Source organism: Bordetella petrii (assembly GCF_020991325.1).
In the GTDB taxonomy this organism is placed as follows: domain Bacteria; phylum Pseudomonadota; class Gammaproteobacteria; order Burkholderiales; family Burkholderiaceae_B; genus Bordetella_A; species Bordetella_A petrii_E.
In genome coordinates this window covers 1-11,512 of record NZ_JAJMLX010000142.1, presented here as the reverse complement: position 1 = coordinate 11,512, position 11,512 = coordinate 1, and the positions used below count along the sequence as shown (strand labels likewise).

The 11,512-nt window shown below is 63.2% G+C and carries 12 protein-coding genes; 8 read left to right on the top strand and 4 right to left on the bottom strand.

All coding sequences use genetic code 11. From position 1 onward, the window contains the following. Positions 1 to 162: aldolase/citrate lyase family protein (locus LPZ50_RS14885; RefSeq protein WP_230662249.1), on the bottom strand; the 162-nt coding region annotated here is incomplete at its 3' end. Positions 163 to 395: 233 nt separating this feature from the next. Between LPZ50_RS14885 and LPZ50_RS14880 the strand changes: the two genes are divergently transcribed. Continuing rightward, on the top strand, positions 396 to 1,178 hold the full coding sequence (locus LPZ50_RS14880) for a GntR family transcriptional regulator (RefSeq protein WP_230662247.1): 783 nt from the start codon (positions 396 to 398) through the stop codon (positions 1,176 to 1,178). A gap of 2 nt (positions 1,179 to 1,180) precedes the next feature. Here the strand turns inward: LPZ50_RS14880 and LPZ50_RS14875 are convergent, their stop codons facing one another. Together LPZ50_RS14875 and LPZ50_RS14870 are read right to left on the bottom strand one after the other, a co-directional pair. Continuing rightward, positions 1,181 to 2,140 carry a hydroxymethylglutaryl-CoA lyase gene (locus LPZ50_RS14875; RefSeq protein WP_230662246.1) on the bottom strand — a complete coding sequence of 320 codons (960 nt, stop codon included), beginning with the start codon at positions 2,138 to 2,140 and terminating at the stop codon, positions 1,181 to 1,183. 14 nt (positions 2,141 to 2,154) lie between these two features. After that, positions 2,155 to 3,372: a CaiB/BaiF CoA transferase family protein gene (locus LPZ50_RS14870; RefSeq protein ID WP_230662245.1), complete on the bottom strand. Its 1,218-nt coding sequence runs from the start codon at positions 3,370 to 3,372 to the stop codon at positions 2,155 to 2,157. Between the two features lie 169 nt (positions 3,373 to 3,541). Between LPZ50_RS14870 and LPZ50_RS14865 the strand changes: the two genes are divergently transcribed. Both LPZ50_RS14865 and LPZ50_RS14860 read left to right on the top strand, forming a co-directional pair. Continuing rightward, entirely contained in the window at positions 3,542 to 4,669 is a 1,128-nt protein-coding gene (locus LPZ50_RS14865; RefSeq protein ID WP_230662244.1) for a Fic family protein, read from the top strand. Positions 4,670 to 4,725: 56 nt separating this feature from the next. Beyond that, entirely contained in the window at positions 4,726 to 5,118 is a 393-nt protein-coding gene (locus tag LPZ50_RS14860) for a VOC family protein (RefSeq protein ID WP_230662243.1), read from the top strand. A 79-nt stretch (positions 5,119 to 5,197) separates the two neighbouring features. On the opposite strand, the gene LPZ50_RS14855 is transcribed toward LPZ50_RS14860, so the two are convergent. Next, positions 5,198 to 6,208, bottom strand: a complete 1,011-nt coding sequence (locus LPZ50_RS14855) for a LysR family transcriptional regulator (protein WP_230662242.1) — start codon at positions 6,206 to 6,208, stop codon at positions 5,198 to 5,200. Between the two features lie 155 nt (positions 6,209 to 6,363). On the opposite strand from LPZ50_RS14855, the gene LPZ50_RS14850 reads away from it, so the two are divergent. From LPZ50_RS14850 to LPZ50_RS14830, 5 genes are all read left to right on the top strand, one after another. Then, positions 6,364 to 7,257, top strand: coding sequence for an HpcH/HpaI aldolase/citrate lyase family protein (locus tag LPZ50_RS14850; RefSeq protein WP_230662241.1), 894 nt, complete (start codon positions 6,364 to 6,366; stop codon positions 7,255 to 7,257). Between the two features lie 2 nt (positions 7,258 to 7,259). After that, entirely contained in the window at positions 7,260 to 8,033 is a 774-nt protein-coding gene (locus tag LPZ50_RS14845) for an enoyl-CoA hydratase/isomerase family protein (RefSeq protein ID WP_230662240.1), read from the top strand. Between the two features lie 66 nt (positions 8,034 to 8,099). After that, a complete protein-coding gene (locus LPZ50_RS14840) occupies positions 8,100 to 9,236 on the top strand; it encodes a CaiB/BaiF CoA transferase family protein (RefSeq protein WP_230662239.1) in 1,137 nt (378 codons plus the stop codon). A 57-nt stretch (positions 9,237 to 9,293) separates the two neighbouring features. Then, positions 9,294 to 10,253, top strand: coding sequence for a Bug family tripartite tricarboxylate transporter substrate binding protein (locus LPZ50_RS14835; protein ID WP_230662238.1), 960 nt, complete (start codon positions 9,294 to 9,296; stop codon positions 10,251 to 10,253). 318 nt (positions 10,254 to 10,571) lie between these two features. Further along, on the top strand, positions 10,572 to 11,512 hold a 941-nt coding region (locus LPZ50_RS14830; RefSeq protein WP_419195598.1), incomplete at its 3' end, for an alpha/beta fold hydrolase.

The window sequence follows — 11,512 nt, the reverse complement described above, 5'->3', positions numbered from 1 at the left end:
CTGCATGGCCTGCACTACGCGCGGACGGCTGGCCACTTTCTCCGACACCGCGCAGGCATCTTCCAGATCCAGGATGACGGCATCGGCACCCAGGGTAAACGCCTTCTCGACCCGCCGTGCATGATTGGCGGGGGCAAACAGGAAAGACCTCAGCACAGGCATCGAAACTCTCCGGAATGTGGCGCTGGCCGGCGGCATTGCCGGGGGCCGGCCAGCGGCCCAGCCATGCGGGCTGGGCCATGGGCTTGTCTCTCGATTAAATTATTTGTGCGAATGTACGTACAATATAAGGCGATCGGAATCCTGTCAACATCGGGTTAACGCGAAACCTCCCGCGCCGCGCTCCCCGCAGGCCGTCCATTACAATTCTTTCCACTTCACACGTTGGTCACCGCATGGCAACTACCCCGCCGTTTCCGCCTGTTGCCTTCGATGCGTTTTCGGGAGGACGCCAGCCGTTGTACGCGGCCCTGGCCCGCACCCTGAAGCAGGACATCGAGAACGACCGCTACCCCGTGGGCAGCGCCCTGCCCACCGAAGGGGAATTGGCGCTGCGCTACAACGTCAGCCGCCATACGGTCAGACAGGCACTGCGTGAATTGAAAGATGAAGGCATTATCTGGTCGCGTCCCGGCGTAGGCACCCGGGTGCGGGCGCGGCCGCAGGGCCTGCGCTTTTTCAGCGGCATCAATTCGGTGGCCGACCTGCTGCAATTCGTGGACGCCACCGAAATGCATGTGCAGTCGCGGCGCGAGATCGTGGCCGACGAGACCTGGGCCGCCCAGTTGAACTGCCAGCCCGGCCAGGCCTGGGCCGAGACCAACATCGTGCGCACCATGGTCGGCAACACCACGCCCATCAGCTACCTGCAGGTATACCTGCGCCCCGAGTTCGCCGACGTGCTCACCTCGATCAAGGTGTTGCGCAAGCCTATTTATTCGCTGGTGGAAGCGCGGCACGGCGTGCGCATCGTCGAAGTGCAGCAGGAAATCACCGCCGCCAACCTCGACCGCCAGATGGCCCGCGCCCTGAAAGCCACCGAAGGGCAGGCGGCGCTGAAGATCACCCGCTACTACCTGGACCGCGCCGGGCAACTGGTGCAGGTGGGCCTGGGCCACTACCCCAGCGGGCGCTACACGCAAAGCTCGCGTTTTCGCGCCCACAACGCCGACGAATAGTTTCACGCCGGATGCTCGTGGGGGTTGTCGCGCCCCCACTGCGTCACCGCCGCGCGCGTGGCGCCATGCGTGGCGTGGCTGCGCGGCTCGATATCCAGCATGCCCGCCACGTCATGCGCCGCGGCCAGCACCTGGTCCGCGTCCAGTCCGGTGTCTATGCCCAGCAGCTCTAGCATGCGCACCAGGTCTTCACTGGGGAAATTGCCCACCGCGCCCAGCGTCTGCGGCATGGCGATGCCGCCCCCGATGCCGCAAATGGCGCCTTCCAGCCATGCCGCGCCGCCATCCAGCGCCGCCACGATGTTGGCCGTGGCCATGCCCGACAAGTTGTGCACATGAAAACCCAGTTCCACATCGGGATGGCGTTCGCCCAGCCGCGTGAACAGGCGATTGACATGGCGAGGGTCTTCCATGCCCACCGAGCCCGCCAGGTAGATGCGGCGTATGCCCGCGTTGCGAAACTGGCCCACCATGGCGTCGATGCGGTCTTCGGGAATCAGGCCTTCATACGGACACCAGAACGACATGCCCAGCGCCAGCACATAACCCAGGCCCGCCGCATCCGCGATGCGGAAGGCTTCAATGGCCTGCTCGTTGGCGCGCCGCGGATCCATGTTCTGGTTCTTCTTCAAGTACGCCGCGCTGCCGATGGTCAGGCCCAAGACCTCGTCCACCTGGGCGCGCACCGCGCGTTCCGCACCGCGCGCGTTCGGCGCCAGGCCGCGGTACACCACGCCCGGGCGGCGCTGGATGCGCGCACAGACTTCCTCGGCGTCTTTCAGGTTGGGAATCACGCGCGGATGCGCGAAGCCCGTCACCTCGATGACCGGAAAGCCGGCTTGCGACAACCTGTCGATGATGCGCACCTTGTCGTCCGTGGACACCCAGGCCGGAAAGCTTTGCAGGCCGTCGCGCGGGCCGACTTCCACCACCGCGATGTGCCCGGGAAAGCGCATGGACATGGCATGTTCCTTTTCTAGTCGGCCAGCTCGATGCCGGCGCGTTGCAGATCGGCCTCGGTATAGCCCAGGCGCTCGATCAGGATTTCCCGATTGTGGCGGCCCAGCGCCGGCCCGGGCGCGCGGATGGCGCCCGGCGACGCGGACAGCCTGCCCACCACGTTCTGCATGCGCAGCGGCGCGTCCAGCTCTTCATCATGCACCGTGGCGATGTTCTCGCGCGCCTGCACTTGCGGATCGGCCAGTATCTGTTCCACGTTGTTCACCGGCGCCATGGTCGATTGCAGGTCGGCCGACCGGGCCAGCAAATCATCCAGGTCGAAGCGCCCCACCGCCTGCTGCAGGGCCTGGTCCAGATCGTGCACGTGCTTCAGGCGCTGGCGGTTGTCGGCAAAGCGCGGATCATCCACCAGGCCCGGCACTTCCAGCACTTCACAGATGCGCACGAAGGTGGACTGCGCGCTGCCCGCGATGGCCAGCCATTTGCCGTCGCGCGTCTGGTACGTATTGCGCGGCGCCGTGAACGGCAGCCGGCTGCCGCTGCGTTCCTGGATCATGCCCAACTGGTCGTAGTTGATGACATGCGGCCCGATCAGGGTCAGCAGGGTTTCATAGATGGCCAGGTCCACATACTGCCCCTCGCCCGTGGACCGCTTGTGGTGCAGCGCCACCATGGCCAGGAAAGCGGCCATCAGCCCGGTGGTGGAATCAGCCAGGCCGAACCCCGGCAGCAAGGGTGGCTGGTCTGGGTAGCCGGAAATCTGCGCATAGCCCGCGAAGGCTTCGGCCAGCGTGCCGAAGCCCGGGCGCTCGCGGTACGGCCCGGTCTGCCCGAAGCCGGTCACGCGCATCATCACCAGCCCGGGGTTGATGCGCTTGAGGGTGTCGTAGCCCAGCCCCCACTTTTCCAGCGTGCCGCTGCGGTAGTTCTCGACCACCACATCCATGTCCGCCACCAGGCGCTTCACCGCTTCCTGGCCGAACGGCGTGCGCAAGTCCAGCGTAATGGCCCGTTTGCCGCGGTTCAGCACCTTGAAGTACAGGCCCACGCCATTCTTGTTTTCCCCCCAATAACGCACCTCGTCGCCACTGCCGGGCCGTTCCACCTTGATCACGTCGGCGCCGAAATCCGCCAGGAACATGGCGCTCATGGGCGCCGCCAGGAAATTCGACAGGTCCAGCACTTTCACGCCGGCCAGGGCGGCCCGCGCTTCATCCGGGGGGATAACAGCCATGGATAGTCTCCCTGATAAATGTACGTTTGTACGTACATTAAATGGGGAACGGCATGACGTCAACCCTGGAGGTTTGGAGGTTGGGTTTGCGGGGAATAGCAGGATTAATCACTGCAGAATTTGCGGTGATTAAATTGCATTCGCCGCAAAACGCGACCATAATCTCCGCATGATCCGCGGAGATTATTCTTATATCTGGCAGGCCCCCGACTGGCCGCAATGGCGCTACGACTTGGCGGCCCTGGCCCCCTTGCTGGCGCGGGCCAGCCACGCCCAGGGCCTGCTGGCGGGCCGCCTGACAGATGCCGGCCTACCCGTACAGGAACAAGCCAGCCTGGCCGCACTGACCGATGACGTGCTGAAAACCAGCGAAATCGAAGGCGAAAAGCTCGATACCGCGTCCGTACGTTCGTCCATTGCCCGCCATCTGGGCGTGGACATCGGCGCCTTGGCCCCGGTAGACCGCCACACTGAAGGCATCGTCCAGGTGGTGCTCGACGCCACCGCCAACAGCCAGGCCCCGGTCACCCGGGAACGCTTGCTGGGCTGGCACGCCGCGCTGTTTCCAACGGGTTATTCCGGCATGGCGCGCATTGCCGTGGGCAACTGGCGCAACGACGCGCACGGACCGATGCAGGTCGTGTCGGGGCCCATCGGCAAACAGCGGGTCCATTACCAGGCCCCGCCGGCCGCCGGCCTGGAAGCCGAAACCCGCCGCTTCCTGGATTGGATCAATGGCGACGCCGATGAACCGCCCCTTATCCGGGCGGCATTGGGCCACCTGTGGTTCGTTACGCTGCATCCCTTCGACGACGGCAACGGCCGCATTGCCCGCGCCCTGGGCGACCTGCTTCTGGCACGCGCCGACGGCAGCACGCAACGCTTCTACAGCCTTTCCGCACAAATCCAGCGAGAACGCGAGGCGTACTACCAGATCCTGGAAAGAACCCAGAACGCCTCGCTGGATGTGACCCCGTGGATAAGCTGGTTCTTGTCCGCCCTGCTGCGCGCCATCGGCCAGGCCCAGCTGACACTGGACACCGTGCTGCGCAAGGCCCGGTTCTGGCAACACCTTGCCGGCACACCAATGAACGCGCGGCAAGCCAAACTGGTGAATCGCCTGCTCGACGGTTTCGAAGGCAAGCTGACCACCGCCAAATGGGCAGCCATCGCAAAGTGTTCAGCCGACACGGCGCTGCGCGACATTAATGAACTGATAGCGCGAGGGGTGCTGGTACGTTCGATGTCGGGGGGGCGTAGTACCAGCTATGAGTTGGATTTGCGGGGTGGGGTGTAGCGGCAGGATACTGAAGCGCTTAACTGATCGGGCGACTAACCCGGGAGAAATCCGCCATGTTTTCACACGTATTCGTCGGCGTTGCCGATTTCGAACGCGCACTCCGCTTCTATGATCGGTTATTCAGCTCGCTTGGAATAGAGAAGCGATTCCTTGACCCCGATATACCTTGGGCAGGCTGGCACTCCAAGGATTCCAGTCGTCCATTCTTCGTGATCAGAAAGCCATTTGATGGCAACCGGCATGAACCAGGTAACGGCCAGATGGCCGCATTCCTCGCCGCGTCCCGCGACCAAGTGCGTCGGGCACATGCCACCGCACTATCCAGCGGCGGCGTCTGCGAAGGGAAGCCCGGCCTGCGGCCGCAATATCATCCAGACTATTTCGGCGCATATTTCCGGGATACCGAGGGGAACAAACTCTGCGTGGTATGCCATCGAGCGGAATAAATGCGCCGACCGCGGCTTGATTTGCACAGTCATTCCGGGGTAATGCAGCAACCGGTCTGTCCGCAGGCTGATCAGAGGCCTACCGTACCTGCGACGTCCGCATCGCATGATCCAGATAGCGCTGCACGTCAGCGCGAAATTGCCCTCCCGGGCCGGATCGCCAGATCCCCGAATCGAACAACAGCCGCTGCGCCACGCCGGCGATACTGGTCATCATCGTTTTTTCGATGACGCCGAAATTGCGGTGCGCGGCGATCATGAACTGAACCGGATACACGAACGACGGATCGGCCAGAGGGCGGCTTTGCAATCGTCCGTCGCAAAGTTCGTCGATGATGCCGCCAATCGGCGTAACGGTGGCCAGGTCTTTATGCAGTAGCAGGCGCCTGATCAACGACAGCGACTGGACTTGGTGGCGTACATCCAGCTCGACACCTTGCTCGCGCGCTGTGTTGATCAGCAAGCGGCCCACGCCTTCTTCGTACGACAGGGTAGCCAGGAACAAAGGCAGGCGCCCAAGTTCTTCAATGCTTACCGTCTCGTTCCCAGATAGCCGGGTGAACAGGGCTGGCTTGCCGACCAGACAGAAAGGCTCGTAACCAAGTTGCCAGGCTCGCAATGAGCGATCTTGCGTATCCAGACCGTATGTCACAGCACAATCGATGCGTTCCTCGAGCAGGAACTCATGCAGGCGCGTCATGAATGCTTCTACGATGATCACATCCAGGCTCGGCGCCGTTTCCTGCATATGGCGAAGCAAGTACTCCCCGATCAGAGTGCTGATGCCGGGAGTCAGGCCCAACACCACCCGGCCGGATTTGCCAGTCTGGAACTGCCGTAGTTTCTCCCTGGTTTCCGAGATGCTCGACGCGATACGGGCCGCTTCGGTAGCGAAAACCAGCCCTGCCGCCGTCGGGGTGCATTTCCGGGAATTACGGTCGAAAAGGCGTATGCCCAGGTCGTCCTCCAGGGCGGCAATGGATTGGCTGATGGCCGGCTGAGCGACGCCCAGCGCCCGGGCCGCGGCGGAAAACGATCCGTATCGCACGACCGCGCCGAAATGCTGCAACTGTATCAGCGTAAACGCCATAACTCCCCCGTATAGCATCCATAAGTTCAAGTTCTGGATGTATCGCTAGCATACGCACATATTCCTCGGTAAACGCAAGCATACGCCTGCTCGGTGTACTAGTTATCTATCACTGATTCTGAGAGTTCAGGACAATCCAGCCATTGGGACATTCCATGAAAACACCGGTTCGATCCTTCCTGTTTGTCCCGGGGGACAGCGAGCGCAAGTTGGCGAAGGCCAGTTCGGTCGCGGCCGATGCTCTCATCCTCGATCTGGAGGATTCTGTCAGCGCTGCCAATGCCCAGGCCGCACGCACCCTGACTCGGGAGTATCTGGACCAGAACAAGGCGGGCAGTCGTACCCAAGAAATATGGGTACGTTGCAAGCCCATCCAGGATCCGGGAGCACTAACCGACATCGCCGCCATTGCGGCCGGCGGCCCCGACGGCATCGTTGTGCCCAAGGTTCGATCGGGCGATGACCTGCTTGCACTGGATCACTACCTGAGTGCGCTGGAAGCTCAGGCCGGACTGGAACTCGGCACCGTGCAAATACTGCCCACACTGACGGAAACCGCGCAATCACTCTTGCAGGCGCATACGTTCGCGGGCAAGACGTCGAGGTTGGTGGGCTTTTCCTGGGGGCCGATCGACCTGATGGCCGCCTTGGGCGCAAGCACCAATCGCGGGCCCGACGGCTCCTTCGAAACCTTGTATGCCTATGCCAGAGGGGTTTGCCTCCTGGCGTCAGCTGCGTCCGAAGTGAGCCCCATCGACACGATTTGCGGTGATTATCGCAACCCGGCCGTCTTACGCGAAGAGTGCGTGTTCGCCCGCCAGGCCGGTTTTACCGGAAAGCTGGCCATTCATCCCGACCAGGTGGCGGTTATCAACGACCTATTCACCCCGACGCGCGAAGAGGTCGAGCACGCCCAGCGCGTCGTAGACAGCTTTGCCGGTGGCGCGCTGGGCGTAGTGGGCCTGGATGGAAAGATGCTTGACATGCCTCATTTACGGCAGGCAGAGACCATTCTTCGCCGCGCAAACCGTTTTTCACAAGGAGGTTGATCATGTCGGTCGATGTAGAGATCACCGATGGCATTTGTACCATCACCATCAATCGCCCGGAGAAGCACAATGCGATGGACGGCGAGCACTATGCGGCGCTGTCGCGGGCCTGGGCGCAGGTACGCGACAACCCGGAAATACGGGTGGCCATCATCACCGGCGCCGGTGAGAAAACCTTCTCGGCTGGCGCCGACCTGAAGAACATGGAGTCGGTATTCGATGGCATGGCCGACATGTTCCTGACCCAGAAAGACCAGATCCTGAATCGCGGGCTGGAAATCTGGAAGCCGGTCATCGCTGCCGTCAACGGCAATTGCTTCGCGGGGGGCATCACACTGCTGTTCGCGACCGACATACGTGTCGCCGTGGACACGGCTACGTTCGGCATTACCGAAGTCAAGCGCGGGCTACTGGCCGCCAACGGCGGCACGCAGCGACCCTTGCGGCAGCTGCCCTATGCCATCGCCATGGAAATGCTGCTGACGGGCGATCCAATCTCAGCCCAGGATGCGCACAAATGGGGGCTGGTCAACGCCGTCGTGCCGCGTGACCAGTTGATGGCGAAAGCGCGCGAGTACGCGTACCGCATCATCCGCAACGGGCCGCTGGCAGTTCAGGCGACGAAGGAACTGGCCGTGCGGAGCCAGGATGTCGATATGGCGACAGGCCTTCGAATGGAACAAGTCATGATCCGCCATCTTCTGGCAACCGAAGACGTCAACGAGGGGCGGGCGGCGTTCGCCGAAAAGCGCGACCCGGTCTTCAAGGGGATGTGATCGCATGGCGCGCATATCAGAAACGGGAGTGCCAGCCGAAATGCCAATGAACACGGCGGGTGGAGTATGAGCGAGCAGACCGCCGATTGGTTGCGGGGTATCCGCGTCATCGAACTGGGCCAGTTCCTTTCCGCCCCTTACGGCGGCATGATCCTGGCCGACTTGGGGGCGGAAGTCATCAAGGTCGAAGAACCGTTGCGTGGCGACGCGGCTCGCCGCATGGGACAACCGTTCGGGAATGGGGATGCGTTGCTTTTCCGTGATCTGAACCGAGGCAAGCGGTCAGTGGCGCTGGATTTCAAGTCCGACCCCGGGCGGGCCTCGCTGTTGAAATTGATCGAATCCGCCGACATCGTGATCAGCAACTTGCGACCCGGCATCGTGGCCCAGCATGGAATCGACGGGCCGACGCTGGCCGCGCGGTTTCCCCGGTTGGTGTACTGCGATTTGTCGGCCTTCGGCCGGGGCGGGCCGCTGGGGACACTGCCCGGATTCGAACCACTGGCGCAGGCCTACAGCGGCCTGGCCAGTGTGAACGGTACACCCGACGGCCCGCCACTGCGGACCGGGCCGTCCATCGTGGACATGGGATCCGGCATGTGGATCGCCATTTCCGCCATGGCGGCCCTGCGCAAGCGCGAGCAGACGGGGCGCGGCGCGGTCATCGACCTGTCGTTGCTGGATACCGCTTTTGCCTGGATCTCGATGGACGTCAGCGGCTACCTGAACGAAGGGCGGGCGCCCGAGCGGCGAGCCAATGGGCATCCGCTGCTGGTGCCTTACGACGCTTTTCCAGCGCAGGACGGGCCGCTGGTCATCGCCGCCGGCAACGACGGGCAGTTTGCCCGGCTGGCCGGCGTGCTGGGCCATCCGGAATGGGCGACGATGCCCGATTACGCCACCAACGCCGCGAGAATGCAGAACAAGCCGGCGCTAGTGGCGCGCATCTCGGCAATCTTGAGGGAAAAGCCTCGCGAGCACTGGATCGGGCTGCTTCAGCAGGCCGGCGTGCCTTGTTCCAGCTACAACACCATTCCGGAAGCCATCGCCTCGGAGCAGGTTCGGCAGAACGCTGTCATCAAGACATCGGCCAGGACCGGCCGCCAACTGGTCGGGCTGCCTTTCACGATAGACGGCTGCCGGCCGGGCAGCCTGGAAGAAGCGCCCCGGCTGGGACAAGACAATGACTTGATAAGCGCCTGATCCAAGGCGCCATGACAACGTCGTTCAACGACACATAGGAGACAACCCATGAAGTACTTGATCTACCTGCTGCAGGCGCTGTCGCTGCTTGTTCTGGCGCCGGCCTCGGCCGAGCCGGCCTGGAAGCCGGAACGCCCGGTGAACGTGATTGTGCCGTTCGCGCCCGGTGCCGCGGCGGACACGACCATCCGCATTGTCAGCGAAGAACTGGCAACCGCGCTCGGCCAGCCCGTGGTCGTGGAAAACCGCGGCGGCGCGGCGGGCGTGATTGGCGCGCGCGCCGGCGCCACCGCCGCGCCCGACGGCTATACCTTGATCGGCGGCTCGGATCCTCCGTTCACCATCATCCCTCATCTTCAGAGCGTGCCCTATGACCCGGCCACGGCGTTCAGCCACGTCGCCCTGGTCGCGAACGTGCCCCTGTTCCTGGTGGTCAGGAAAGACCTGGGCGTGAATACCGTGCGCGAACTGGTCGAGCAGGCCAAGAAGTCGCCAGGCTCGCTAACAATCGCGTCGTCGGGCAATGGCTCGTCCGGACACCTGGCTGCCGAGATGTTCAAAATCATGGCCGGCGCCCCCATGCTGCACGTGCCGTACAAGGGTCAGGTAGCGGCAGTATCGGATGTGGTGGCTGGACGGGTAGACGCGACCTTCAGCTCTCTGGGCCCGGTGCGTCAGCATGTCGAAGCGGGCAACTTGAAGATGCTGGCCGTATCAACCGCCAAACGGTTTGCGTCGTTACCGGACGTGCCGACGGTGAGCGAAGCTGGTGTGCCGGATTTCGATATCGCCGTGTGGATCGGATTTTCGGCTCCCGCCGGAACACCGCCCCAGGCGATTACCCGGATCAATAAAGAGGTCAATAAAGTTTTGGCCTCGCCAAAGATCAGCGAGAAGCTGACCAGCATGGGTTATGTGCCGCTACCGGGTTCGCCAGAGGACATGGCGCAACGCCTGGACAACGACTCCAAGCGTTTCGGCCAGTTGGTGAAGGATGCCAAGATTTCATTCGAGTGAATGACGCCTACGGCCAGGAAAAGCGGCGCCAAGCCGACTTTCCTGGCCGTGGCTGTTGACGGCTTTTAATGCCGCGGCCTGGCCCGATTCAGATAGACCTGTCTTTGAAGTCGACGACCTGCCTCGTCGCGCTGGCCACGCACCCGCCTAGCCCCTAGGCACACATAGCGGCAAACGCCGCGCCAGGGCACGCGTCCCGCGCGCCCTTCCCCATTGGTGCGCCCAGCACAACAGTGTGCTTCCCTCCGCACGCCTACCGCGCTTGCGACCCCAGGCCTACGATTCGTCCATCGTCTTCACTCACCCCCTGGACGCTTCATGAACGCCTTGCACAACCCCACCCGCCGCACCCTGCTTGCCGGCAGCGCCGCGCTGGCCACCAGCGCTTTCGCCCTGCGTGCAGAGGCGGCCCCGCAACGCAACTCGCAACCCAACCGGAGCATCGCCATGACCAGCAACACCATCATCACCAAGGACGGTACGCAGATCTATTACAAGGACTGGGGCAGCGGCCCGGTCGTTACGTTCTCGCACGGCTGGCCGCTGAATGCGGATGCCTGGGACGGGCAGATGCACTTCCTGGCCGGCAACGGCTTCCGCGTCATCGCGCACGACCGCCGCGGGCACGGACGCTCGTCGCAGCCCTCGTCCGGCAATGACATGAACGGCTACGCCGATGACCTGGCGCAACTGATCGAGGCGCTGGACCTGAAGAGCATCACCATGGTGGGCCATTCCACCGGCGGCGGCGAGGTGGTGCGCTACATCGCCCGCCACGGCAACCAGCGCGTGGCCAAGGCAGTACTTATCGGCGCGGTGCCGCCGGTGATGGTGAAGTCGGCTTCCAACCCCGACGGGCTGCCGATGGAAGTTTTCGACAACATCCGCGCGGGCGTGGCCGGCGACCGTTCGCAGTTCTACAAAGACCTGGCCGTGCCGTTCTACGGCGCCAACCGCGACGGCGCCAAGGTGTCGCAGGGCATGCTGGACCAGTTCTGGCTGTGGGGCATGCAAAGCGGCCAGAAGAACGCCTACGAGTGCATCAAGGCATTTTCCGAGACGGACTTCACGGAAGACCTGAAGAAGGTCAGCGTGCCCACCCTGTTCATGCACGGCGACGACGACCAGATCGTGCCGGTGCAGAACTCGGCCAGGAAAGCCGCGCGCCTGGTGAAGAATGCCCAGGAAATCTACTACCCCGGCGCGCCGCACGGCCTGACCGCCACCCTGCAAGACCGCATCAACGCCGACCTGCTCGC

Bases quoted from the DNA above. Each gene is read 5' to 3' on its own strand.
- LPZ50_RS14875 (WP_230662246.1), bottom strand. From the start codon at position 2,140: ATGTCCATGCGCTTTCCCGGGCACATCGCGGTGGTGGAAGTCGGCCCG.
- LPZ50_RS14865 (WP_230662244.1), top strand. From the start codon at position 3,542: ATGATCCGCGGAGATTATTCTTATATCTGGCAGGCCCCCGACTGGCCG.
- LPZ50_RS14840 (WP_230662239.1), top strand. From the start codon at position 8,100: ATGAGCGAGCAGACCGCCGATTGGTTGCGGGGTATCCGCGTCATCGAA.
- LPZ50_RS14845 (WP_230662240.1), top strand. From the start codon at position 7,260: ATGTCGGTCGATGTAGAGATCACCGATGGCATTTGTACCATCACCATC.
- LPZ50_RS14850 (WP_230662241.1), top strand. From the start codon at position 6,364: ATGAAAACACCGGTTCGATCCTTCCTGTTTGTCCCGGGGGACAGCGAG.
- LPZ50_RS14870 (WP_230662245.1), bottom strand. From the start codon at position 3,372: ATGGCTGTTATCCCCCCGGATGAAGCGCGGGCCGCCCTGGCCGGCGTG.
- LPZ50_RS14860 (WP_230662243.1), top strand. From the start codon at position 4,726: ATGTTTTCACACGTATTCGTCGGCGTTGCCGATTTCGAACGCGCACTC.
- LPZ50_RS14855 (WP_230662242.1), bottom strand. From the start codon at position 6,208: ATGGCGTTTACGCTGATACAGTTGCAGCATTTCGGCGCGGTCGTGCGA.
- LPZ50_RS14880 (WP_230662247.1), top strand. From the start codon at position 396: ATGGCAACTACCCCGCCGTTTCCGCCTGTTGCCTTCGATGCGTTTTCG.